Annotated in this window: 21 protein-coding genes; 13 read left to right on the forward strand and 8 right to left on the reverse strand. The window is 73.0% G+C overall.

What is annotated here, in order from left to right; translation table 11 throughout:
• The first annotated feature begins 1,052 nt into the window (after nt 1–1,052).
• From ACWDCZ_RS28840 to ACWDCZ_RS28850, 3 genes are all read left to right on the forward strand, one after another.
• Nucleotides 1,053–1,229: a tetratricopeptide repeat protein gene (locus ACWDCZ_RS28840; RefSeq protein WP_449817371.1), complete on the forward strand. Its 177-nt coding sequence runs from the start codon at nt 1,053–1,055 to the stop codon at nt 1,227–1,229.
• 194 nt (nt 1,230–1,423) lie between these two features.
• Nucleotides 1,424–2,395 (forward strand): alpha/beta hydrolase, encoded by a 972-nt coding sequence (locus tag ACWDCZ_RS28845; protein WP_449817351.1) that lies wholly within the window; start codon nt 1,424–1,426, stop codon nt 2,393–2,395.
• A 98-nt stretch (nt 2,396–2,493) separates the two neighbouring features.
• On the forward strand, nt 2,494–3,288 hold the full coding sequence (locus tag ACWDCZ_RS28850) for a spermidine synthase (protein WP_449817372.1): 795 nt from the start codon (nt 2,494–2,496) through the stop codon (nt 3,286–3,288).
• Between the two features lie 73 nt (nt 3,289–3,361).
• Here ACWDCZ_RS28850 and ACWDCZ_RS28855 read toward each other — a convergent pair whose 3' ends face one another.
• The 5 genes from ACWDCZ_RS28855 to ACWDCZ_RS28875 form a co-directional block, all read right to left on the reverse strand.
• A complete protein-coding gene (locus ACWDCZ_RS28855) occupies nt 3,362–4,030 on the reverse strand; it encodes a class I SAM-dependent DNA methyltransferase (protein ID WP_449817352.1) in 669 nt (222 codons plus the stop codon).
• Nucleotides 4,031–4,107: 77 nt separating this feature from the next.
• Nucleotides 4,108–4,617 carry a hypothetical protein gene (locus ACWDCZ_RS28860; RefSeq protein WP_449817353.1) on the reverse strand — a complete coding sequence of 170 codons (510 nt, stop codon included), beginning with the start codon at nt 4,615–4,617 and terminating at the stop codon, nt 4,108–4,110.
• 99 nt (nt 4,618–4,716) lie between these two features.
• Nucleotides 4,717–5,565, reverse strand: a complete 849-nt coding sequence (locus tag ACWDCZ_RS28865) for a helix-turn-helix domain-containing protein (protein WP_449817354.1) — start codon at nt 5,563–5,565, stop codon at nt 4,717–4,719.
• 24 nt (nt 5,566–5,589) lie between these two features.
• Nucleotides 5,590–6,114 carry a DUF6879 family protein gene (locus tag ACWDCZ_RS28870; RefSeq protein WP_449817355.1) on the reverse strand — a complete coding sequence of 175 codons (525 nt, stop codon included), beginning with the start codon at nt 6,112–6,114 and terminating at the stop codon, nt 5,590–5,592.
• Nucleotides 6,038–6,349, reverse strand: a complete 312-nt coding sequence (locus ACWDCZ_RS28875; RefSeq protein WP_449817356.1) for a hypothetical protein — start codon at nt 6,347–6,349, stop codon at nt 6,038–6,040. The genes ACWDCZ_RS28870 and ACWDCZ_RS28875 overlap by 77 nt, the downstream gene beginning before the upstream one ends.
• Nucleotides 6,350–6,698: 349 nt before the next feature.
• Here ACWDCZ_RS28875 and ACWDCZ_RS28880 point away from each other — a divergent pair, with 349 nt between their 5' ends.
• Together ACWDCZ_RS28880 and ACWDCZ_RS28885 are read left to right on the forward strand one after the other, a co-directional pair.
• Nucleotides 6,699–6,833, forward strand: coding sequence for a hypothetical protein (locus ACWDCZ_RS28880; protein WP_449817357.1), 135 nt, complete (start codon nt 6,699–6,701; stop codon nt 6,831–6,833).
• A gap of 93 nt (nt 6,834–6,926) precedes the next feature.
• On the forward strand, nt 6,927–7,397 hold the full coding sequence (locus ACWDCZ_RS28885) for a hypothetical protein (RefSeq protein ID WP_449817358.1): 471 nt from the start codon (nt 6,927–6,929) through the stop codon (nt 7,395–7,397).
• A gap of 121 nt (nt 7,398–7,518) precedes the next feature.
• Here the strand turns inward: ACWDCZ_RS28885 and ACWDCZ_RS28890 are convergent, their stop codons facing one another.
• Nucleotides 7,519–8,064: a tetratricopeptide repeat protein gene (locus ACWDCZ_RS28890; protein ID WP_449817359.1), complete on the reverse strand. Its 546-nt coding sequence runs from the start codon at nt 8,062–8,064 to the stop codon at nt 7,519–7,521.
• 265 nt (nt 8,065–8,329) lie between these two features.
• On the opposite strand from ACWDCZ_RS28890, the gene ACWDCZ_RS28895 reads away from it, so the two are divergent.
• The 4 genes from ACWDCZ_RS28895 (at nt 8,330) to ACWDCZ_RS28910 (ending at nt 11,831) form a co-directional block, all read left to right on the forward strand.
• Nucleotides 8,330–9,145, forward strand: coding sequence for a class I SAM-dependent methyltransferase (locus tag ACWDCZ_RS28895; protein ID WP_449817360.1), 816 nt, complete (start codon nt 8,330–8,332; stop codon nt 9,143–9,145).
• Between the two features lie 202 nt (nt 9,146–9,347).
• Nucleotides 9,348–10,013 carry a DedA family protein gene (locus ACWDCZ_RS28900; protein WP_049650679.1) on the forward strand — a complete coding sequence of 222 codons (666 nt, stop codon included), beginning with the start codon at nt 9,348–9,350 and terminating at the stop codon, nt 10,011–10,013.
• Between the two features lie 114 nt (nt 10,014–10,127).
• Nucleotides 10,128–10,799: an O-methyltransferase gene (locus ACWDCZ_RS28905; protein ID WP_449817361.1), complete on the forward strand. Its 672-nt coding sequence runs from the start codon at nt 10,128–10,130 to the stop codon at nt 10,797–10,799.
• A 132-nt stretch (nt 10,800–10,931) separates the two neighbouring features.
• The gene (locus ACWDCZ_RS28910; protein ID WP_449817362.1) at nt 10,932–11,831 is read left to right on the forward strand and encodes a Gfo/Idh/MocA family protein; all 900 of its coding nucleotides are present in this window, start codon (nt 10,932–10,934) and stop codon (nt 11,829–11,831) included.
• Nucleotides 11,832–11,920: 89 nt separating this feature from the next.
• Here ACWDCZ_RS28910 and ACWDCZ_RS28915 read toward each other — a convergent pair whose 3' ends face one another.
• Together ACWDCZ_RS28915 and ACWDCZ_RS28920 are read right to left on the reverse strand one after the other, a co-directional pair.
• The gene (locus ACWDCZ_RS28915; RefSeq protein ID WP_074003688.1) at nt 11,921–12,457 is read right to left on the reverse strand and encodes a GNAT family N-acetyltransferase; all 537 of its coding nucleotides are present in this window, start codon (nt 12,455–12,457) and stop codon (nt 11,921–11,923) included.
• A gap of 276 nt (nt 12,458–12,733) precedes the next feature.
• On the reverse strand, nt 12,734–13,861 hold the full coding sequence (locus tag ACWDCZ_RS28920) for a hypothetical protein (protein WP_074003687.1): 1,128 nt from the start codon (nt 13,859–13,861) through the stop codon (nt 12,734–12,736).
• 259 nt (nt 13,862–14,120) lie between these two features.
• Here ACWDCZ_RS28920 and ACWDCZ_RS28925 point away from each other — a divergent pair, with 259 nt between their 5' ends.
• The 4 genes from ACWDCZ_RS28925 (at nt 14,121) to ACWDCZ_RS28940 (ending at nt 22,682) form a co-directional block, all read left to right on the forward strand.
• A complete protein-coding gene (locus ACWDCZ_RS28925) occupies nt 14,121–16,226 on the forward strand; it encodes a transglycosylase domain-containing protein (protein ID WP_449817363.1) in 2,106 nt (701 codons plus the stop codon).
• Between the two features lie 147 nt (nt 16,227–16,373).
• Entirely contained in the window at nt 16,374–17,375 is a 1,002-nt protein-coding gene (locus ACWDCZ_RS28930) for a hypothetical protein (RefSeq protein WP_449817364.1), read from the forward strand.
• A gap of 111 nt (nt 17,376–17,486) precedes the next feature.
• A complete protein-coding gene (locus ACWDCZ_RS28935) occupies nt 17,487–19,400 on the forward strand; it encodes a DNA/RNA helicase domain-containing protein (RefSeq protein ID WP_449817365.1) in 1,914 nt (637 codons plus the stop codon).
• 294 nt (nt 19,401–19,694) lie between these two features.
• Nucleotides 19,695–22,682: an ATP-binding protein gene (locus tag ACWDCZ_RS28940; RefSeq protein WP_449817366.1), complete on the forward strand. Its 2,988-nt coding sequence runs from the start codon at nt 19,695–19,697 to the stop codon at nt 22,680–22,682.
• The last annotated feature ends 244 nt before the right edge of the window (nt 22,683–22,926 follow it).

Here is a 22,926-nt window from a genome sequence, read left to right on the forward strand (position 1 = left end):
TGGCGGGCTCGGCGGGGAGGGTCTCGTCGTGGAAGTCGCGGGCGGTCTCCGGGTCGAGGGCCAGGTTGAACTGGTCCTCCCAGCGGACCGCCGTCCGCGCGGCCCGAGCGGGCGACGGCCGGATCACGGCCGACCCGGCGGCCGCCGGGCGGATCGCGAAGCTGTGCAGCCACCTCCCGCTCGCTCTGCGGCTCGCCGCCGCCCAGCTCGTCCTGGACCCGCACCTGCGCCCGGACGGGCTCGCCGAGGACCTCGCCGACCGCGCCGCCCGGCTCGACCTCCTGGACGACGGTGAGATCGGCATGCGCATCGTGCTCGACCGCTCGCACCGGCGCCTTTCTGAGCCGCAGGCGGAGCTGTTCCGGCGCCTGGCCCTCAATCCGGGTCCCGACATCTCGACCGAGGCTGCCGCCGTGCTGGCCGGTTCGAAGGACCGTGAGGTCCGCTCCCGGCTCGCCCGGCTCGCCGGCAGCGCCCTGATCGAACAGGCGGCGTGCGGCGGCCGCTGGTACCTGCACGACCTGGTCCGCGACTACGCCCTGGAACAGCTGGGGAAGGACCCGGAGCTGGGAGCACGGCGGTTGAGCCGGTTGGTGGAGTACTACGTGATGACCGCCCATGCCGCCAACCGGCGGGCCGCGTCACCGCCCGAGTGCTCGGACGCCGGCCTCTTCCCGGAACGGGCTGCCGCGCTGGCCTGGCTGGACCGCGAGCGCGCGAACATGGTGGTCCTGACCCTGAGCTTGGCACACGTCGGAATCCACCGAGGGATCGCGCGCCTGTCGCCCGTAGTGGTGCCCGGGCTGATTTACAGCGGCAGGGCCGACATGGCGATCGCCGTCACGGAGGCGGCACTGAGGGCTGCCGACTCCATGGGTACCAGCGACGTCGAAGCGGACGTCTGGAACAACTACGGGATTTCGCTCAGCCTCGCGAGCCGTTCCGAGGAGGCGGTGGAAGCCCATCGACGTGCCCTTGCCATCGCGCGCAGCTGTCATGACCGGGTGGGTGAGACGATCGCGCTGCTCAACCTCGGCGAGCGGCTGAGGGCCATGGGTTGCCTCGATGAAGCACTTGAGTTCCTCGAACGCGCCCGCGTGCTCTGCGAGGAGTGCGACGACCGGCTCTGCCCGGCCGTGGCCTGGGGAAGCACGGGATCGGCTCTCCGGGTACAGGACCGGAACGACGAGGCATCCCAGACCCAGGAACATGCCCAAGGCACCTTTTGAGCACTCGGCGTGAAGCGAGCGGACGCCCGGTGGCCACGGGCTCCCGACGACACCCGTGGTGCCGCAGCGCGGACCCGCACATGACGACCCACCGCCGAGCGCCGCGCGGCTACCGGCCGGTATGGTCGGGGGTGGAACGGGCGGTCACCTGCCGATACGGGCAGACAGATACAGAGGACGGGTGCGGCGAGCAGATGGAGTTCCGTGAAGACATCCTGGGTGCCCCCTACGAGGCCGCCGAGCTGACGCTGCGGCCGGACGACGAGGGACCGGTGTGCGCGACCCTCGTCCGGCGGCCGCTGCCCGGGGCGGAGCGCGCCGTGCTCTACATCCACGGGTACAACGACTACTTCTTCCAGACCAACCTCGCCGACCACTACGCCGCGCTCGGCTTCTCCTTCTACGCCCTCGACCTGCGCAAGTACGGCCGCTCCCTGCGCCCGCACCAGTCGCCGAACTTCGTCCGCGACCTCGCCGAGTACGACGAGGAGATCGACGAGGCGGTCCGGATCATCCGCGAGGTGGACGGGCACCAGCAGCTGCTGCTGAACGGGCACTCCACCGGCGGGCTGATCGGCGCGCTGTGGGCCGCCCGGCGCGCCGGGCGCGGCCTGGTGGACGGGCTGTTCCTCAACTCGCCGTTCCTGTCGATGCCGGCCGGGCCCGCCGTCCGCACCCTCGGCGGCCCCGCCGTCACGGCGCTCGGGCGGCTGGCGCCGACCCGCGTCCTGCCGTCCGCGCTCAACCCGCACTACACCCACAGCCTGCACAAGGACCACCAGGGCGAGTGGGACTTCGACCTCACCCTCAAGCGCCCCGAGAGCTTCCCGCTGTACGCGGGCTGGCTGTCCGCGATCCACCAGGGCCACCGGCGGCTGCACCGGGGACTGGGCATCGACGTGCCGGTGCTGCTGATGGCCTCGACCCGCTCCATCTCCACCACCAAGTGGCACAGCGCGCTGCACCACGCCGACGCCGTGCTGCGCGCCGACGACATCGCCGCGCAGGGGCCGCGGCTGGGCCGGCACGTCACCATCGTGCGGATCAAGGGCGGCATGCACGACCTGGTGCTCTCCGGGGAGGCCGCGCGCACCGAGGTGTTCGCCGAGCTGGACCACTGGCTCGCCGCGTACCTCGACGTCGAGCCCGTCGGAGAGCACGCGTGACCTCCGAGCACGATTCGCGGGACGAGCGGGACGAGCGGGACGAGCGGGACGAGCCGGTGCCGGTCGGGCGGCGGACCGACCTGGGCTTCGCCAAGCTCATGCCCGACCTCGACCGGGACGGCGGCTGGCTGCTCACCCTGGACGGCACCCCGCAGTCCTACGTCGACCTCGCCGACCCCACCCACCTGGAGTTCGAGTACACCCGGCGCCTCGGCCACCTCGCCGACGCCCTCGCCCCCGCCGGGCAGCCACTGGACGCGCTGCACCTCGGCGGCGGCGCGCTCACCCTGCCCCGCTACCTGGCCGCCACCCGGCCCGGCTCGCGGCAGCGGGTGGTGGAGGTCGACGGGCCGCTGCTGGAACTGGTCGCCGAGCACCTGCCCTGGCAGGGCCCCGGCGCGGACATCACCGCGACCGTCGGCGACGCCCGGGCGGCCCTCGCCGAGACCCCGGCCGACTCGCAGGACCTGGTGATCGCCGACGTCTTCCACGGCTCGCGCACCCCGGCCCACCTCACCTCGGTGGAGTTCCTGCGCCTGGCGGCCGCCGCGCTGCGCCCCGGCGGCTGCTACGCGGCGAACCTGGCGGACGGCCCGCCGCTGGCCTTCGCCAAGGCGCAGGCGGCGACGGTGCGCGCGGTGTTCCCGTACGTCTGCCTGGTGGCGGAGGCACCGGTGCTGCGCGGCCGCCGGTACGGCAACATCCTGCTGGCCGGCTCGACCGCGCCGCTGCCGGTGGCCGAGCTGACCCGGCTGCTCGCGGGCGACATCTTCCCGGCCCGGCTCACCGACGGGGACGACCTGGCCGCCCTGGTCGGCCGGACCGCCCCGGTCACCGACGCCGAGGCCACCGACTCCCCGCCCCCGCCCGACGGCGCCTTCAGCATCGGCTGAGCCTCCCTCTGTCGGGGCGTATCGTCCCCGGCCCATGCGGCCACGTGCAGACGGCTCCATTCGTAGGTGGTCGTCAGACGGCCGGGGTCCTGCCCGTAACGATCAGAGTTCCGATGTGCCCCTCGGTCGGGGCGTCGAGAACCGTCGCGTCCGCCGACTCGAATCCGCTCTGCCGAAGCAGGCTGACCCACCTGCGGGGCGTGTAGGAGTAGCGGTACGTGTACAGAGCCCTCCCGGCGAACCCCCCTTTGTACATGCCCTGTGGGCCGTACGCGCCGGGGATGGCAGGGGGCTGCGAGAAGGCCAGGACGCCGCCGGGGTTCAGGCGGGAGGCGATGAGGGGGAGCAGCTTCAGCGGGTCCGTGAACCAGACCGCTCCGAACACCGAGTAGACGGCGTCCCACGTTTCGTCGGTGCCGCTCAGGTAGTCCAGGACCTCAGCGCAGTGGATCCGGACGCCGGACGGCCCCCAGCGCTCCGAGACCTTGTCGACCATGACGGGCGAGAGGTCCACGCCGGTGGCCTTCACACCCTGCTCGGCCAGCGTGGCGAGTGCGCGGCCGGTGCCGCATCCGATCTCCAGCGCACTCGTAGGTGACCCGAGCAGTTCGGGGCCGGGCCCGTGGTCGGCGTACTGGGTCCAGCGGAAGACCGGCCCGGCGTCGAAGACGTTGTCCTTGATGCCGGCTGCGTAGGTGTCCCAGAGTTCGCGCTCGGATTCGATGTTGTGCTGTGCGGGCAACGGACTTCCCTTGCTGAGGAGTTGGCAGGCGGGTGCCCCTGCCCCAAGATACGAGGCAGGGGCACCCTGGTGTCCGGTCAGTGGCTGTCGGGGACCTTGTCGTCGCACGGGGAGCAGTTCGCCCCGTCGATCGCCCACAGCTCCTCGTCGGCGTCGAACCCGTTGCCGCGCAGGAACTCGGCGGTACGGACCACGGTGCCGTCGCTACGTCGCTGGATCAGCGGAGCGTGGTGCTTGTACCGGCCGGCGTTGTACGCCTCGCAGACGGCGAAGTACACCGGCGTGTCCAGCAGGAGCTGGTGCACTCCGATGTCCACGATCTTGCCGACGCCCAGGTGCACCTGCGGGTGTTCCATGGCGGTGATCGTGTACGCGATGGCGTTGTCGAGGATGCGCTCGGCCATGTTGCGGACCATGGTGTTGTCGCGGAGCAGGAGCGCGATCTCGCGGTCGTACAGGTCGCCGGTGTTGCCGGGTCCCTCGAACACGTTGTACGTCAGCTCCTTGACGTACGGCCGGACCGCGTTGAGGAGCGCGCGGGGGTCGCGGAACTTGGTGTCCGTGGGCGCTTCCAGCGCAACGGTCATGGTTCGTTCCTCTCTTCTCGGTGGCGCACTGACTTGCGTGATAGACCGTAGGGAGGCGGCTACAGGCGGTGCCACAATCTTGCATCGTCTTGCACGGATTCACCCGAGCGCGTGGATTGCCTGCTCAATGAGGGTCCGAGCTTCACGGCCGTGCACTGCCATGCCGGAGAGGGCCTTGAACGCCTTCGAGTACGCGGCGATCTCGGTCGGCGTCGTGATCTTGACGACGGCGGTCAGCAACTCGGCGTCCACCTGCCGATCATCGAACATGTAGAAGGCTTCGAGCGGCCACATCACGCGAGGCGCCCGGAAGGGAATCACCCCGAGACTGACGCGCGGCAGGGCCATGACCTCCAGCAGGTGGCGCAGTTGATCCGCCATGGCCTCATCGTCGCCGAGCGGGTAGTAGAGGACCGTTTCCTCCAGGACGAACGCGTAGGTGCAGCTTCCCTGGTGGAGGTAGCGTCCGCGCTGGAGCCGGCTCTCGACGGCAGCCTCCACGTCGTTCGGAGTGTTCTGGAAGGCCGTGATGGTCTCCATCAGCGCACGCGCGTACTCACGGCGCTGAACGATCCCCGGCATGACGTTGGAGCAGTACATACGGATCTGCCGACTGTTCCTGAACAGGGGCAGGATGGCGTCCTGGGCGTGCTTCATCCCCGTGCGGTGGAGGCGCTTCCACTCGACGTACATCTCGTCGGCCGCCCGACTCGCGGCGACCAGGTCCGCGGCCTGGTCCTCCGCGCCGCAGGCTGCGCACCATCGTTGGATGTCGTCAGCTGACGGTGGGGTCTTGGCACCCGCGATGCGTGAGACCTTCGACTCGCTGAAGCCCGTTCGTAGGGCCAGATCATGCCCTGTGAGGCCGGCATCCTGCTGAAGTGCTTTCAACCTCTTGGCGATTGTCTCGCGGGCGCTCTGCGCGCTGGAGGAGGGAGACAGGGACATGATCTGGCGGTCCTGCGTGCTGAATCAGACGGCGAACTTCTCGTGTTCCACTCCGCGCTCCCATACCGCTTCGAAGGCATTGGCGCAGAGCCCGACCACCACCGGATCCTCGGAGTACTGCGGGTCCAACGCGGCCCCGGGCCCGTCGAACAGGTTGAAGCGAACGGCGCGCCCGTCCACCAGCCAGAAGTCGTTGCCCGGCAGAGCAAGGCCCGACGCCTCACTCCGGGGCAGCCAGCGGACATCCTCCCCGATGGCCAGGTTCACGCTGGTGATGTGGTGCTCGTACCGCACGTAGTCCGTCACCGGCACCGAGACGACGCGGGCCCGGCGGACCTGGACGCCTCGGGCGACGGTGCGGCGTACGAGGTCGCTCCACCCGCTCCAGTACTCCGAGTCGGGGTCGACATCGACGGCTTCACCACGGTGCCACTTGGCGAGTTCGGTGGCTTCCTCGGCGACGCTGTACTGGTCACGCAGTTCCAGGTGCACCGCCGTGCTCCTCGCCGAGTTCAGCATCTCGACGAAGCTGGGAACGCTCTGCCTCATCACACGCCCTCCTGAGAATCGGCACCATTCGGGCCGGAATCCGAAACACTCCCTCGTGCGACGGGATCGTGTTCTCGTGGTCCGGACCGTGGCCGGCCGCGAGCACGCCGGCGATCGACGCCTCGTCGGCGACGTAGCTCTGGACCAGCAAGTCCCCGACCCCCTCGTCCACCCAGACGGTCGGGCTGTTCCCCTGACCGGTCTCCGGGTCGATACCAAAGAACCGTATCGCCATGCCCACCCCTCCTGTCACTTCACTTGCGCTACCTTGCATGGCTGTTGGTGCAGGAACAGGATCGCGCGCGGGCCGATGCCGTGTCAGGCGTTTCACTTTCTGATGAGCAGCCAGCTCAGCGACTTCGAGTCCAGCACTGCGGTAACAACCCTCGGCTCCAAGACAAGGCCTCGTCCACACCGGCGCTCAAGAAGGAGCGACAGAATCCCGCGCATCGTTACCCAAAGTAGCCGATCGAATCCCTTCTCGACGGTGCCGACCTGTTCTCCGAGGCCGCTGACGCCCGGTGGCGACCTCTGCGGTCTTCTCCCGGGGCACAATGGCATGGTCCGGCAGGGGGGAGGGGCCCATGGGGAAGGCGGACGGACCGCGGGACCGGCGCCCGTGGCGCGGGCCGACGGCGGGTCAGGTGGTGCGCGGACTGATCGCCGTGCTGGGGCTGGCGATCGTGGTGTTCGGCTTCGTCCGCTACCACGACGCCTAAGACGAGGGCGGGGCCTACCTCGACGCACCCGTCTGCGGTGCCACGGCCGACGGGGCGGCACAGGCGGACTGTCTGCGTCCCGAGAGCGGCCGGGTGACGAAGAAGTGGGTGGACGCCAACAGTGACTCGACCTCGTACCGCCTCGCCGTTCTCCGGGAGAACGCGCCGGGCCGCACCTACACGGTCGACCAGTCGTTCTACGACGCGGTGGACGTCGGCTCGGCCGTGGAGCTGCGCTTCTGGCGGGGCCGGGTGGCCGAGATCATTCACCAGGGGCACCGAACCGACCCGCAGACCACCCCGTGGGCCCTGATGTTCCGGATCGGGCTGCTGGTCGTGGCGGGCACGGCGCTGCTCGCCGGCGGCCTGGCCGGGGCGTTCCTGGAGGCGTGGAGGATGCAGGCGGTGATCCTGGTCCCGCTGTTCCTCCTCACCTGGGGCGTCGGTGCGCGGCTGCTGGCCTGGCGCTGGCCGCAGGCCCTCACCGTGGGCCTGCCGGCGCTGGCCTGGCTGACCGCCGCCGCCCTGGCGACGGCCGTGGCCGTGGTGGCGGCGGAGGACTGAGCGGCCGGGACCGGCTCTGGGCGCAGCTGCGGGTGGGCATCGCGCTGGCCGAGCAGGCCCGGGCCGGCCCCGCTACGGCCTCCTGGCGCAGAACGGGGACAGGGTCAGCGGCAGGGGGCGGTCAGGGGCGGTCGAGCAGTAGCTCCACCCTGTCGAGTGCGGCCTGCGTGGACTCGATCAACTCGCTGTCCCCCTTGGCGATCCGCAGCCGCAGTGCCTCCTGCAGATGGGTCCGGGCCTGCGTGAGGTCACCGCGTTCCATCAGGTGTTTGCCGGTGTGCTGGAGTGCGAAGTCGAGGAGTTCCGGGTGCCCGGTTCGCGCGGTGTCCAGCGCGCTGCGGTAGAGCGCGTCCGCGGTCCGCACGTCACCGGCGTAGCGGTGCGCGTCGGCGAGGTTGAGTCCGGTGGCGACGACGGCCCGGGTGTTGCCCGTCTCCGCGGCGAGGTCGAGCGACTGGCGGAGGAATGTACGGGCCTCCTCGTGGTGGCCCAGGCACAGGTGGCCGATGCCGATCCACCTGGTCAGGAGGCGGGCGCGGGCGGGGTCGGTCCCCTCGGGCAGGGCCCGGAGTTCCTCGTGGAGCCGGCCGACCGCGGTGGTCAGCTCGTTCCGGTCGGTGGGGACCATCCGCAGGTCGTGGTCGTGAGTGATGAGGTGCTCGAGCACGTGGCCCTCCGTCGTTCGGTTCTCCACCCCGGGGGGTGAGAAGTGCCCACGCGGGAGAACGAGTTCGCGCGCTCCAGGTCGCCTGGAAGGCCCGGTCGATGGTTGGCGTCGTAGAGCTCCACGGGTCGGTCAGTCGGCGCGTCGGCGGGAGGGGAGGTGCGGACGGGGTGTCAGAATCGGCGGGTTCATGCCCATGACGGGAACACGGCGGGACCGCGACGGACCGCGTCGGACCGCGACGGGACCACGTCCGAAGGAGCGAGCGATGAGTGGCGGCGGGGAGCGGCCGGAGCTGGGGCAGGTACCGGAGACGGCGCTGTGGACGCTGTGGCACCGGGCGGTGGAGGCGCGGCGGCCGGACACCGTGCTGCCGGACCCGAAGGCGGTCGAGCTGGTGGAGCGGATCGACTACCCGTTCGCGGCGCGGTTCGGGGAGAACGCTCTGGTGAGCCAGCTCCAGGCGTTGCGGGCCGCATGCTTCGACCGCGAGGTGGCGGACTTCCTGACCCGCTGCCCGCGCGGGACCGTGGTCGGGCTCGGGGACGGCCTGGAGACCCAGGCCTGGCGGGTCGACAACGGGCGGGCGAGCTGGCTGTCGGTGGATCTGCCGGAGACGGTCGCGCTGCGGGGGCGGCTGCTGCCGCCGGACGAGCGGCACCGGATCGTCGCCCACTCGGCCACCGATCCGGGCTGGATGGACGAGGTGGACCCGTCGAACGGGGTGCTGATCAGCACCGAGGGCCTGCTGATGTACCTGCGGCCGCAGGAGGTCCGCGCGCTGATCGCGGCCTGCGCCGAGCGCTTCCCGGGCGGTGCGATGGTGCTGGACGCGGTGCCGCGCTGGTTCAGCCGGCGGGCCGTCGAGGGCAAGCTGCGGGACCGGTACTACCAGGCGCCGCCGATGCCGTTCGGGATGGACGCGGACGAACGCGGCGAGCTGGCCACCGCGCACCCGGGGGTCACCGACGTGCGCGAGGTGTACCCGGAGGGCGGGCGGTGGCCGGTGAGCGCCCTGTTGCCGTTCGCGCGCCGGATCAAGCAGCGCCCGTCCGTGGTCGCACTGCTTTTTGCCGAATCTTGAAGAAACGGTGGTCGAGCTGGAACCATGGCGCGGGGGCGTACGTCGTAACCACGGGTGATCGGCCGGGGGGACAGGCCGCCCGGCACGTTAGGCTCGTTTCCGGGGGAGCGGCCTGGGTGCCGCCATCGGACGAACTGCCGGGACGGGCACGCGGCTACAGGGGGAGCGCGGCCGGTCCCGTCCTGCCACGGAGGGACTGGCCTTGCACATCGACGCCTGGATCGAGGGGATTCCGCCGACAGCGGTGTACGCCGTGGTCGGTCTGATCATCGGGCTGGAGTCGCTGGGCATTCCGCTGCCCGGCGAGATCGCCCTGGTCACGGCGTCCCTGATGGCGGTCAAGGGTGTGGTGAGCCCGTGGGGCGTCGCCATCTGCGCGATCGCCGGCGCGATCATCGGCGACTCGATCGGCTACTCGATCGGGCGCAAGGGAGGCAAGCCGCTCTTCGAGAAGCTGGGACGCAAGTTCCCCAAGCACTTCGGGCCCTCCCATCTGGCCACCGCCGAGCGCTCCTTCCAGAAGTGGGGCATGTGGGCGGTCTTCTTCGGCCGGTTCATCGCCCTGCTGCGCATCTTCGCCGGTCCGCTCGCGGGCGCGCTGAAGATGCCGTACTGGAAGTTCCTGATCGCCAACGTGCTGGGCGGCGTGGTCTGGGCCGGCGGCACGACGCTGCTGGTCTACAAGGTCGGCAAGAGCATCGAGCCCTGGCTGGCCCGGTTCTCCTGGGCGGGCCTGGGGGCGGCCCTGGTGATCGGCCTGCTCTCGGCCTGGATCATGAAGCGCCGCGCCGCCAAGACGCACGCCAAGATCGAGGCGGAGGAGGCCGCCAAGGCCGCCGCCGCGACCAAGGAGCCGGTCGCCGACTGACCTCCCGTACGGCCGGTCGTCCGACCGGCCGTCCACAACCACCGTCGTGGTGCCCTCGGGCCCTCGGAGTAGCATCGGCCGGGTAGCTGCCGATCTTGCACTCTGGAGGGCCCGATGTCTTCGCAGCCGACCTGGGACGCCGTGGACGCCTACTTCTCCGAGCAGCTGGTCGGGCACGACCCGGTGCTGGAGGGCGCCACCGCCGCCGCCGACGCGGCCGGACTGCCGAAGATCGCGGTCGCCCCCAACCAGGGCAAGCTGCTCCACCTGCTGGCACTGACCCAGGGCGCGAAGCGGATCCTGGAGGTCGGCACGCTCGGCGGCTACAGCGCGATCTGGCTGGCCCGGGCGCTGCCCGCGGACGGCACCCTGCTCACCCTGGAGCTGGACCCCCGGCACGCCGAGGTCGCCCGGGGCAACCTGGCGGCCGCCGGGCTGGCCGGGGTCGCCGAGGTACGGGTCGGCCGGGCCGCCGACTCGCTGGCCGCGCTGGTCGAGCAGGGCGTGGAGCCCTTCGACCTGGTCTTCATCGACGCCGACAAGCCGAGCAACCCGGAGTACTTCCGCCGGGCGCTCCAGCTGACCAGGCCCGGCTCGCTGATCATCGTCGACAACGTGGTGCGCGGTGGTGCGGTCGCCGACGTGGACAGCACCGACCCGGCGGTGGTCGGCACCCGGGCGCTGCACGAGCTGATCGCGGCCGAGCCGACGGTCACCGCGACCTCGGTGCAGACGGTCGGCAGCAAGGGCTACGACGGCTTCACCCTGGCCCGCGTCCGGGGCTGAACCAGGGCGCGCGCCGCGAATCACGCGCCGCGAGCACGCGGCGGCGTCGCGACGGAACACGAACGCGACGGAACACGGGCGTTGCGACGGAACACGGACGTCGCGACGGAACACGAAGGAAACGGAGACATCGTGCGGATCGGACTGCTGGGAACCGGCCCCTGGGCGGAACGGGTGCACGCGCCCGTCCTGGCCGAGCACCCCGGGCTGGAGTTCACCGGCGTCTGGGGCCGCCGACCGGAGGCGGCCGAGGCGCTGGGTGCCGCGCACGGCGTGCCCGGGTACGCGGACCTGGACCGGCTGCTGGCCGAGGTGGACGCGGTCTCCATCGCGCTGCCCCCGACCGTGCAGGCGGGCCTCGCGGTGCGGGCCGCCGAGGCGGGCTGCCACCTGCTGCTGGACAAGCCGGTCGCGCTGACGGTGCCGGACGCCGAGGCCGTGGCCGAGGCAGTGCGCGAGCACAAGGTCGCCTCGGTGGTCTTCTTCACCGTGCGCTTCGGCGGCGAGCAGATCCCGTGGATCGAGCGGCAGGCGGAGCTCGGCGGCTGGTTCACCGGCCGCTCGGACTGGCTCGGCTCGGTGTTCGCGCCCGGCAGCACCAGCCCGTACGCGGCCTCGCCGTGGCGGGTCGAGAAGGGCGCGCTGTGGGACGTCGGTCCGCACGCGCTGTCCGTCCTGCTGCCGGTCCTGGGCGACGCGACGCACGTGACGGCGGCGGCCGGCCCGCTGGACACCGTCCACCTGGTGGTACGGCACGCCGGCGGCGCCTCCAGCACACTCGCGCTCAGCCTGACCGCGCCGCTCGCGGCCGGCGGGACGGGCATGGAGCTGCGCGGCGAGCACGGCGTGGTGCAGCTGCCCCCGCGCGGCGAGGGACCGGCCGCGGCGCTGCACCGGGCGCTGGACGCCCTGCGGGCCTCGGCGGCCTCCGACGAGCCGCACTCGTGCGGGGCGGACTTCGGCCTGCGGGTGGTGGAGATCCTGGTCGGCGCCGAGCGTTCGCTGGCGACCGGCGCCACGGTGGCCGTCTGAGGCCTGCTGTCGGGCAGGGCCCTGACAGTCCCTGACAGGAGGGAAGGACGCCGGGCGGGGCACCCAGGTGCCCCGCCTGGCGTCGTCCGTCAGATGCCGAACGGCGCGGCGTAGCGGACGGTGCCCGCGGGCAGCGGGTGGCCGGCGTCCAGGGCGAGGGCCATCAGCGCCTCGTCCGGGACCTCGATGCTCAGGCCGATGCCGTGGGCGGAGGCGCGGGTGAAGCCGAACCGCGGGTAGTAGTCCGGGTGCCCCAGGACGACGACGTGGCGCTCGCCCAGGTCCCGTGCCGCGTCCAGTGCGGCGCGGACGGCGGCGGAGCCGGCGCCGGTGCGCTGGTACGCGGGGAGCACGGCGCACGGGGCCAGGCACAGGGCCGGGACGTCGCCGATGTGGCAGCGGGTCAGCAGGGCGTGGCCGACGGCGGTGCCGTGCTCACCAGTGCCCTGCTCGTCGGTGCCGTGCTCGGTGGTGGCGACGAGGGACAGGCCCTCGATCCAGGAGGCGTCGGCGCGCAGCGCGTCGACGAGGTCGGCCTCGGCGGGAGTTCCGAAGGCGGCGAGGTTGATGTCGCGGATGGTCGGGATGTCGGTGCCGGTCTCGGCACGCGTGATCCAGTTGCGCATGGTGGACGGAGATCCGTTCCTGAGGAGTGTTCGTGCGGGCCCCGCGGGCTCACGCCCCCGGCGAGGCGGGACAGGAGGAGGTCAGGCCGCGGCCCGGGACGTGAGGGAGACCCGGACGCTGCGCATGGCGGCCTTGAGCGCGGTCATCAACCCCACCTCCCTCTTCTTCCTCTGCTCCTGCGTGCTCCTGAACGGCACGTACTCCGGACGAGTGTACCCGGTCCGCCCGGGTCGGTCCCGTCCGCCCGGTCCGCCCGGTCGGTCTGGTCCGCCCGCTCAGGCGGGCGGCAGCGGCGGCAGCGGTGTCCCCGGCGGCGGGGTCGAGGACGGGCGGCGGTCGGTGGGGCGGCTCGGCGGGATGACAGGGGCGCGGAAGTCGCGCGGGCCGGTCCACAGCGCCGGGACGGCGTCGCTGCGCCGGGCCAGTTCGTACGCCAGCGCCTCGTAGTTGACCCGCCAGCCGTGGAAGTGCGCCCAGGCGTCCTCGACCGGGCGCTCGCGCGGGAACCCGGCCGCGGTGATCATCGCGACGGCGCCCAGGTACTCGGCGTAGGTCAGCCGGATCGGGATGTCCGGGTCCGGGTCCGCTTCGAAGTCGATCCGCAGCGAGCGGCCGATGTCGCGCATCGCGGTGAAGCCGGCCCGGATCACCAGCCGGGCCTCGGGCGGGGCCGAGCGCGGGCAGAGCGCCAGGTGCAGGGCGGCGGCGTCCATCACGGCGATCAGCCCGACCACCCAGCTGCGGTGGGGCTGCGGGGAGCGGAAGGAGAGCAGCACCGGGTAGTTGGAGTGGCTCTCGCCGATGTCGGCGGCCAGCCGCTCCCAGTCCCGGTAGAGCTGGGGGAGCGCCGTCTCGGTGTCCACCAGGGACTGGCGGGCCAGCAGCTCGGGGCCCCAGGCGGGCTCGCCGGCCCGGGACTGCAGCAGGGTCACCTCGGTCTCGCGGCGCTGGTAGGCGGCGTAGAGGGTCGGCAGGTAGGCGATCTGGAGGGCGATGACCAGCGGGCCGCTGGCGGCGGCCAGGAAGTCGATCGCGGAGAGGTGGAGCCGCTCGCCGCTCGCGAAGCCGAGGGTGAACAGGCTGGACCCGGCCTCGCGCACGGACACCGACCAGCTCAGCTCGGAGGTGCCGTGCAGCAGCAGGGTGTAGGCGGTCAGCATGCAGCTGAGCCAGACGCCGAGCATGCCGAGGAGCACCAGCGGCGCCAGCCAGGTGAGCGCCCGGTCCTGCGCGAGGTAGCCGCGGTTCGGCCCGGCGGACAGCCGCAGCAGCGTGCGCAGCACCCGCCAGAGCCGCATCACCAGCGCCGAGTAGAGGCCGCGCGGAACGACCAGCGTGCGCAGGATGCTGCCGATGATCAGCAGAAGCAGCAGTGTGCCGAGCGCGGTCTGGATCATCCTCATGGCGCCATTCTGGCGGCACGCCGGGGCTGGCGCGGACCGGGTTCCGCGCGGGTGGCCGTCCGCGGGCTGTTCGTCCACGGTCCGCGGCCCGCCCGCCGGACGCTCACGTCCCACCCGTCGAGCGCAGTATGACCATGATCACACCAAAGCCAGGCATACGTACTGATGTTCTCATCACGTCTATGTGTACGGAGGGTCAGCCCACGAGCGAATCGGAGACCGGACTGTGCGTGCTCAGCAAGACGGCGGGGCCGAAGACGTGGCCGAAGACGGGGCCGGGGAGACGGCCGAGGGCGTGGCCGAGGAGACCGCCGGCGAGACCGCCGAGAAGGAGACGCCCGGGCGCCGACGCCGACGTTTCCTGCCGCGCCCGCGCCCCCGGCCGTTACGCGGGTCGCGTCCGTTCCGGGGCCGGCGCCCGTCCCTGCGGATCGACTACCCGCGCCGCGGACGGCGCGGCGTCCGCCGCTGGCTCCCGTCCTGGCGGCAGCTGCTGCTGGTGGCCGGGACGGGCGCGGCCGGGCTGAGCGGCTGGCTGCTCTGGTTCTACGCGCACACCGCCGTCCCGGAGGACCTGAACTCCTTCGCCACCCAGCAGAACAACGTCTACTACTGGGCGGACGGCAGCGAGATGGCGCGGATCGGTCCGACCAACCGGCAGGAGGTGCCGCTCGGCCAGGTGCCGGAGCCGGTGCAGTGGGCGGTGCTGGCCGCCGAGAACGAGACCTTCTACGACGACCCCGGCATCTCCGTCACCGGCATCGGGCGCGCCGTCGTCCAGATGGTCACCGGCGGTGAGACCCAGGGCGGCTCCACCATCACCCAGCAGTACGTCAAGAACATCTACCTGAACCAGCGCCAGGACATGTCCCGCAAACTCAGCGAGATCGTCATCGCGATCAAGCTGGACGACCGGATGAGCAAGCAGGACATCCTGGCCGGCTACCTCAACACCAGCTGGTTCGGGCGCGGCAGTTACGGCATCGAGCGCGCCGCGGCGGCGTACTACGGCAAGGACGTCTCCCAGCTCGACCCGAGCGAAGGCGCCTTCCTGGCAGCGCTGTTGAAGGGCGCCGGGCAGTACGACCCGGCGGTCAGCGCGGAGAACCGGGAGCGGGCCGAGGAGCGCTGGTCGTGGATCCTGGACCGGATGGTGGAGGTCGGCAAGCTGTCCGCCGCCGAGCGCGCCAAGTACACCGTGTTCCCCGAGCCCAGGCCGCAGCCGAAGTCGGCGGGGCTGAGCGGCCAGACCGGGTACCTGGTGGACATGGCCCGCGCCTACGTGGAGAGCCACAGCGACATCACCCCGGCCCAGTTCGACCTCGGTGGCCACCAGATCCGCACCACCTTCGAGAAGCCGAGGGTCGACGCCCTGGCCGCCGCCGTACGGGAGGGCACCGCGGGGATCGACCCGGACAACCGGGAGGCCGACAAGCTCCTGAAGGTCGGCGCCGCCTCGGTGGCCCCGGACGGCCGGATCGTCGCGCTCTACGGCGGCACCGACTACCTCAAGCAGGGCTTCAACAACGCCAACACCACCACGGTGCCGATCGGTTCGGCCTTCACACCGGTGGTTTACGCCGCCGGGCTCGGCCAGGGAGTGCAGCGCCAACGGGGCGGCGACCGCACCCCGGTGACGCCCGCCACCCCCTACAACGGCGACGACGGGGTGAACGTGATGACCCCGGAAGGGCCGTACTGGGGACGGGACGGGAAGATCGTCAAGACCGCCAACGACGGCAGGCGGAACTGGGGCACGGTCACCCTGCGGAACGCGGTCGAACAGTCCGTCAACGGGCCGCTGATGCAGCTCGGCATGGACGTCGGCCTGGACCGGGTGCAGAAGACCGCCACCGACCTCGGCCTGCTCCCCAACAGCCTGGGCGAACTCGTCCCCGCCCTCGGCGTCGGCAACTCCACCCCCAGCGCCGTCCGCACCGCCGACGCGTACGCCGCCTTCGCGGCCGGCGGCAGCCACACCGACCCGTACTCCGTCCTCAGGATCTCCCGCAACGGCGCCCAGCTCCCCCTGCGCCTGCCGGCCGCCACCCAGGCACTGACCCCGTCGGTCGCGGCCGAGGTGGACGCGGCACTCAAGGGCTCCGTCCGCGACGGAGCCGCCAAGCCGGCAGCGGAGGCCGGCCCCGGCCTGGCCGCCAAACCCGGCACCACCGCAGACCGTACGGCAGGGTGGTTCGTCGGCTACAACGGGCAGCTGTCGACGGCGGTCACCATCTTCCGCGCGGACCTGAAGGACATGAAGCTGCTCTCCCTCGAAGGCCTCGGCGGCGCCACCCCGGACACCTCCGACGCCGCCCTCCCGACCCGCATCTGGAGCACCTACATGAAGACGGCGGCACAGTAGGCCGGGTCTGTCTGTCAGTGCCGTCTGGTAGACAGAGACCGTGCCGTCTTCTCCCGCCTCCACGGGACACGCGGCACTGCCCGTCCGAACCAACCAACTCCCCGGGCCCGTCCGGCAGGGGGAGTCGAACCGAGGAGGATGCACGACGTGTCCGTCGTTGCCGTGTACGTCCCCGCCGCTTCGAAGCGGAACTTCGAGATCGGCCTGCGCGAGTCCATATGGGGCTGGAAGCCCGAAACCGCCGAGAAGGCGAACACCCCGGAGGTGCTGGACGGGCTGAAGCCCGGTGACTATGTCCTGTTCGGCCACCGGGGGCCGAACGCCCGTGTCCCCGAGGGGGGCTGGGCCGACGCGGTCCTGCGCGAGCTGGCTGTTGCCCAGGTCACCGGAGCCGTCTACAAGGACAAGGCCACCGTCTGGCCGGACGACGCCTACCCGGTGCGCGTCCGCCTGGACGTTCTGGACCTCGAGGCCACCATCGCGGGAGGGCAGCTCGGCGCTGCGGCGATGGAGGCCTTCCGGCTCTCCGCCAACAAGCAGGGCGCCCCGGTCCCGGTGGCCGACCCCGAGGTGATGACCAGGCTGGTCGACTCCATCGAGCAGCAGCCGATCGCGTCCTCCGACGCTACGGGGCCCACCGCCGCCTGGCACGGCCCGGACACCTCGCAGGACCCGGACCGCTACCTCGAGCTGGGCGACAGCCTGGACCGCCCCGTGGTCGCGCTCGCCCGCCGCGAGCAGGCCCGCGTGCGGCGTGCCAAGTTCAACGGCAGGAGCTCCATCCGCTGCGACCTCTGCGGGCGGGAGCTGCCCCAGGCGCTCGTCCGTGCGGCGCACGTGCGGAAGAGGTCGCAGAGCAACCTCGAGCAGCGCTCCCACCTGGCGAACGTGATGGCCGCCTGTGTGCTCGGCTGCGACGCCCTGTTCGAGGACGGCTACATCAGGGTGTCCTCCGACGGGATCGTGGAGGTGTCGGAGAAGGGCGCGGCCTCCGCCGACCTCCTCGCGGCGGCGAGGACCCTCGAGGGCAGGCGGTGCACCGCCCACACCCCCGAGAGCGCGCAGTACTTCGACTGGCACTGGACCAACTGGGCCGCGCCGTCGGCGGCCGGGGCCGTCCAGGCCGGGCCGGAGACGCCGGCCGGCTGAGCGGACCGCGGGCGCGGACACCTGGCGGCCCATGCCGTCGGGCGTCCGCGCGGGCTGTCGGCGTCGTCGGCGCTCTCGGCGTTTGTCGGTCGGTGATGGTATCCATCGGTCATGTACGTACACCGGGGGATCATCGACGACGTGGCGCGGCGGGCCGCGCGGCCGGAGTTCATGGACGCCTGTGCGACGCGGTTCCGTGCCCTGCACGGCGCGGCGCCCGGGGAGGAGGAGGCCGGCAGTTGGCGGCGGAGCTGGCCCGTCCTCCTCGACGCGCTGGTGCGCGCCGGTCTGGGCGGTCTCGACGTCCTGCTGGAGCTGTCGCTGCCGGGAACGGGTGAGCGCGTCGACGCGGCCGTCGTCGGCCAGGACGTGGACGGCGCCCTGGCGGTCGTGGCCGTCGAGTTGAAGCAGTGGACCGGGGCGCGGCCCGTACCGGGTCACCCGGGGATGCTGGAGGTCGGACGGCGGTCCGTGCAGCATCCCGCCCGCCAGGTCGGCGGATACGTGCACTACCTGCGGGGCTGGGCCGACGGCGGGAACGGCGTTCGGGCGAGGGGTGCGGTGGTCCTGCACAACGCTTCCGCCGACGTGATCGAGCGTCTCCGGAGCATGGTGTCGCCCGACTCCCCGAGCGCCGAGTTCCCCCTGCTGGGCCGCGACGACCTCGCGGTCGGCGTGCCCGCGGGAGACCTCGCGGAGCGCCTCGGCTGCGCCGGCCTGTCGCCCGCGCCGGGGGAGGCCGTCGACCGGTTCCTCGCCGGTGAGCACCGGCCCTCCGAGCAAGCCATGGAGCGGCTGGCCGCCAACATCGAGGACCAGCGCCCGTTCCGCCTGATCGGGGAACAGGACCGGGCCCGGCTGGCGATCCTGGACGCCGTCCGGGAGGCGGACGCGCGCGAGGACGGCCTCGGCGCGGCCGGGGCGCACGGGCCCGGGGGCATGGTCGTGGTCACCGGCGGGCCCGGCACCGGCAAGACGGCGATCGCCGCCCGCCTCATGGGCGAACTGTGCCGCGAGCCCCGGCGCAACCCCCGCCTGCTGACCCCCTCCGGCACCCTCACCCGGCAGCTCCAGCGGCTGCTGCGCGAGGAGTCCCGGGGCCTCGTCGCGACGTTCAAGAGCAAGACCCCCGGCGGGCTGGACAAGAACAGCGTGGTCCTCCTCGACGAGGCGCACCGCGCCGCCACCTACCCGCACCAGCGCGGCACCGGCTTCCCCGCCGTCCTGCGCAACCTGCTCGACCGGGTCGGCGTCCTGGTCCTGTTCCTTGACGAACGCCAGATCGTGCGTCCCAGCGAGGGCCTCACCCTGAATGAACTGGCCCGCCACGCGCAGGAGTCCGGGGCGGCGTTCCGGCACGTCGACCTGGAGAGCCAGTTCCGCTGCAACGGCTCCCAGGCCTACCACCGCTGGGTGGACCTCCTGTTCTCCCCGGCCGGCGCCGCGCGTCCGTGGAACGGCGGAAGCTACGACCTCGCCCTGGCCACGGACCCGGACGCGCTCGCCTCCTGGGTCGACGGCCACACCGCGCAGGGCCGCAGCGCCCGGATCACCGCGGGGTTCTGCTGGCCCTGGGACACCGGCGAGGTCCCCCCGCTGGAGCCGGAGGTCGCCATCCGCTGGCACGGCCCCGACCACGACGAGCGCTCCTGGGCCCGCCCCTGGAACCTGCGATCCGAACAGCCCGTCCCCGGCTTCCCCGACATCCCGGCCCGCCCGTACTGGGCGACCGACCGCGGCGGGCACGACCAGGTCGGATGCATCTACACCGCCCAGGGCCTCGAGTACGCCTTCGGCGCCGTCATCATGGGCGGCGACCTCGTCCGCCGCCACGACCGCTGGCGGGCCCGCCCCGAGGCCAGCTACGACGCCGTACAACTGCGGACCCTGCCCCCGGAGCAGTACCTGCCGTACGCGCTGAACACCTACCGCGTCCTCGCGACCCGGGCCACCCACGGCACCCGCCTCTACTCCACCGACCCCGAGACCCAGGCCTACCTTGCCTCCCTGCTCCCCGGCTCCTGACCCGGCCTGGGGCGTCTCCCGGCAGACCGGCCCGGCCTCCGGCACGGCAGGCCGCGAGACGATCCTTGACGACGCGACGTCCGGACCTGGCCGAGGCCATGGCGGCCGAGTTCCCCGCGGCCGGGGCCAGCGTCGAGGTGCGGCGCTGAAGGGGAGGCCGGACGGCCTGCGTGGGCGGTAGGGCGCCCCGGTCCGGGGAGGGCTGGTGAATGCCGGTCGGGCCGTGTCCGTACTAGGGTCGTGGGCGGGCCGAGGGCGGTCGTGGGCTCTGAGGGACTGAAGCGGATGCAGCGGATGAAGATGACGTTCGGGCTGTTGGGGCCCCTGGCGGTCGCCGTGGACTCCGTGCCGCAGGCGTTGCCGCGGGCCGGCGTGTTGCGGGGGCTGTTGGGGGTCCTGCTGCTGGCGGAGGGGGAGCGGCTGTCGGTGGGGCGGCTGCTGGAGCTGGTGTGGGCGGGGCAGGCGGACCGGGTGGGCCGGGGTGCGGTGCACACCGGGATGTCGCGGTTGCGCGGCTGGCTCGGCGGGTTCGGGGACGAGTCGGTGGTGCTGGAGTCGGACGCGCAGGGGTACCGGCTGGTGACCGGGCCGGGCGCGGTGGACCTCGGGCGGTTCCGCGGGCTCGCCGCCGACGGGGACGTGGCCGGGGCGATCGGGTTGCGGCGCGGGCCGGTGCTGGCCGGGCTGGAGCGGGTGAACCGGGAGGACCCGCTGGTGGCCGCCGTGGAGGACGAGGTGCGTGCCACGGTCCTGGCCCTGGCCCGGGCCGCGCAGGCCGACGGGGCGGCCCGGGCGGCCGTTCCCGCGCTGACGGCGCTCGCCGAGGAGTACCCGTACGACGAGCCCGTGCAGGCCGCCCTGCTGGAGCTGCTGGCGGCGGACGGGCGGGCGGCGGAGGCGTTGCGCCGCTTCCAGGCGTTGCGCCGGCGGCTGTCCGAGGAGCTGGGGATCGAGCCGGGCGAGCAGGTGCAGGGCGTCTTCCTGGCGCTGCTGGCGCACGACCGGGAGGACGCCCGAGCCGTTCCGGGGTGCTCCCGGGTGCCTTCCCAACTCCCGCGCGACATCCCGGACTTCACCGGTCGTGACGAGCAGGTGCGGCTCGTCCTGGACGCCCTGGCGGCCGGTCGGGTGCCGGTGATCGCCGGGATGGGCGGCATCGGCAAGACGGCGCTGGCCGTCCACAGCGCCCACCGCGCCGCCGTCGACTACCCGGACGGCCGGCTGTACGCGGACCTGCGCGGGGCCGACGAGTCGCCCGCCGACCCGGCCGGCGTCCTCGCCGCCTTCCTGCGCGCCCTCGGCGCGGACCCCCGGGAGATCCCGGCCTCCCTGGAGGAGCGTTCCGCGCTGTACCGCACGCTGCTGGCCGGCCGCCGCACGCTCGTCCTGCTCGACAACGCCGCCGGGGAGCAGCAGATCGGCCCGCTGCTCCCGGGCACCCCGGCGGACCCGGCCGGGCACGGGCCGGACCGCCCGGCCGTCCTGGTCACCAGCCGCGCCGCGCTCACGGCGCTGCCCGGCTCCCTGCTCGTCGACCTGCACGAACTCGACGCGCCCCACGCCCGGACGCTGCTGCGCCGCATCCTCGGGGACCGCCGGGTCGCCGCCGAGCCGGTGGCCGCCGCCCAGATCGTCGAGCTGTGCGGCGGCATGCCGCTGGCCGTCCGCATCGCCGGGGCCCGGCTGGCCGCCCGGCCGCGCTGGACCCTGGCCCGGCTCGCGCACCTGCTGCGCGACGAACGGCGCCGGCTCGACGAACTGGCCGCGGGGAACCTGGCCGTACGGGCCGGCTTCGCCGTCGGCTACGCCCGGCTGCCGGAGCCGACCCGCCGGACGTTCCGGCTGCTCGGACTGCTCGACGCGCCCGACTTCGCGCCGTGGGTCGCGGCGGCGGTGGCCGACATCCCGCCGGAGCGGGCCGAGCGCCAGCTGGAGGAGCTGATCGACGCCCAGCTCCTCCAGGAGACCGGTACGGAGCCGCACCTGCGCTACCGCTTCCACGACCTCGTCCGGCTGTACGCGCGCGAGCACGCCGAGGCCGCGGACGAGCCGGCCGCCCGCACCGCCGCGCTCGGACGGGCCTTCGGCGCCTGGCTCTGGCTGGCCGAGCAGGCGGCCGACCAGGTGCCCGGGCCGTGCTTCGCGCCGATCCACGGCACCGCGCCGCGCCACCCGATGCCGTCCGGCGTCGCGGCGGCGCTGCTGGACGACCCGATGGCCTGGTTCGACGCCGAGCAGCCGGCCCTGGACGCGAGCGCCCGGCAGGCCGCCGCGCTGCGCATGGTGCCGGTGGCCTGGGACCTCGCCGCCTGCCAGGAGAAGTACTGCGACGTGCGTGGCCTGTACGACGAGTGGCGCACCACCCACCTGGCCGTCCTCCAGGCCTGCCGGTCGGCCGGTGACGGCCTGGGCACCGCCGTGCTCACCCGCGGCCTGATCGAGGTGACGACCTGGACCACCCCGGCCGACGGCTCCGGCACGGCCGTCGACCTGGCGGACGGCGCCCAGACGATGGTCGCCCTGGAGGAGCGGGCGCGGCACCTGCGGCGCCTGTTCGAGGAGGTCGGGGAGGAGCGCGGGGCCGCCGACGCCCTCGTCCTGACGGCCTGGAGCCTGGTCGCCCAGGGCCGCGCGCAGGAGGCCCTGGACGCCGGCCACCGTGCCCTGGACCTCGCCACCGCCCACGACCACCCGGGCGGCGAGGCCCGGGCGCACCAGATCATCGCCATCGCCCACGGGGAGACGGACCTCGACCGCACGATCGAGCACCTCACCGAGACGCTGCGGCTGGCGCGGCTGATCGGCAACACCCGCTTCGAGGCGACCGCGATCCAGTTCCTGGGAGCCGCCCATGGCCGGGCCGGCCAGGTGGAGCGGGGCGGCGAGCTGCTCCTGCGCTCGCTCGCCATGGCCCGCTCGCTCAAGGACCGCTACGTGGAGGCGTTCTCGCTGCTGTACCTGGCCACGCTGTACGCGGCCACCGGCGACGGCCGCGCCCGGGAGACGGCCGAGGCCGCGCTGGCCATCGCCCGCCGCTTCGACCTGGGGCACCACCTCGCCCAGGCCCTCGGCATCCTCGGGGAGCTGGACCTGGCGGCGGGGGACCGCGCCTCGGCCGTCGCCCACCTGGAGGAGTCCGTGCTGGTGTGGCGCGCCCGCGGCTGGCGCTCCTTCCTCGCGGAGGCGCTCCGGGCGCTCGGCCGGGCCTACGAGGCGGCCGGGCTGCCGGAGTCGGCCGCGCGGGTGCTCACGGAGGCGCGGGAGCTGAGCGACGTCCGGTAGCGGCCGCGGCCGGGGCCGGGGCCGGGGCCGTTGCCGCAGCCGCGGCCGTACCGGTCGCGGGCCGCAGCCGTCAGTGATTGGTAAGCGATCGGTAAGCGCCCCTGCCTAGGCTCGATCCCCACGGCACGGGACAGGCGTACGCGTCAGTCCCGTACGCGCCGCATGGGCTGCCGGTCGGGTCCGCGCAGGGGACGGACCCGGCCGGAGGTGCGGCCGTCGGGACCGCGGCATCCGCCGGTGCGCG

The sequence above is a fragment of the Kitasatospora sp. NPDC001225 genome (genome assembly GCF_053597855.1).